The 875-nt window shown below is 45.0% G+C and carries 1 protein-coding gene; it reads right to left on the bottom strand.

All coding sequences use genetic code 11. From position 1 onward, the window contains the following. Positions 1-11: 11 nt before the first annotated feature. On the bottom strand, positions 12-875 hold an 864-nt coding region (locus tag AB4496_RS26100; RefSeq protein ID WP_372132794.1), incomplete at its 5' end, for a VWA domain-containing protein.

Raw genomic sequence — 875 nt, 5'->3', positions numbered from 1 at the left:
AGGTTCTACCGCTACCACTTCTTCATGAAGCGGCCAACGAGACTTGGATGATACGACCAACAGTGATCAAACATGGTCATAAGTTGAGGGTTACCATACTTAGAAAGACTAACCGCATGGAAACGGTTTTTGTGCTCTTTCAATTTTTCAACCTGAGCAATCATTTCATCAGATTGCTTAGGGGCGATAAAGTCAGAAAGTACGATCAAATCTGCGTTCTTGTATTTATCACCCGTCATCAGGTCAATCGACTTCATGAGTACAGGTTCTAGATCCGTACCGCCGTGGAATGAATAGCTTAAGAAGTCGCTCGCTTCACGCAGGCCATCTTGCCTTGTTAACTCATAGGTAATCTGCTCAGAAGAGAACAGAATCACGTAACAGTCTCTCTCTTCCGCAAGCGCGATTTGCATCAAAGCGTAAGCCATTGCTTTGGCTGACTGCTCTGGGAACCCACTCATAGAACCAGAAGCGTCCACACAGACGATGAACGGCCCTTTTTCAATATCGACGTTTTTGCTATCAGGCTTTTGCGCTTTTACTTTACGTAATGTCCGTGATTTACCTTGCGAACGATAGCTCAATAAACGCTTGTCGGCCAAGTGCTTATAAAAGATAACCTCAAGTTCAGGGTAAGCGAGGAACATGGTTTCGTTTGGCAGCATCTTGTTGAGATCATCACTTTCGTGAATCCCAACAATATCATCGACCGCTTCATCGCTTTTCTCTTCAACCATCTGCAGTTCTTCTACAGGAGCTTTGTGTAGCGAAGGATCATCTTCCTCACCAGCCATACGTCCTAGTTTTTCTGCGATCTCTTGCAAACCCTTGTGCTTATTCAGAAACTCAGCGTGGCGCTTCATGATGGTTAGGTC

It is taken from the genome of Vibrio sp. 10N.222.46.A1 (assembly GCF_041473595.1).
GTDB classification, from domain to species: domain Bacteria; phylum Pseudomonadota; class Gammaproteobacteria; order Enterobacterales; family Vibrionaceae; genus Vibrio; species Vibrio tasmaniensis_A.
Note: the sequence above shows the minus strand (reverse complement) of the source record. Positions and strands in the feature narration are given on the sequence as shown.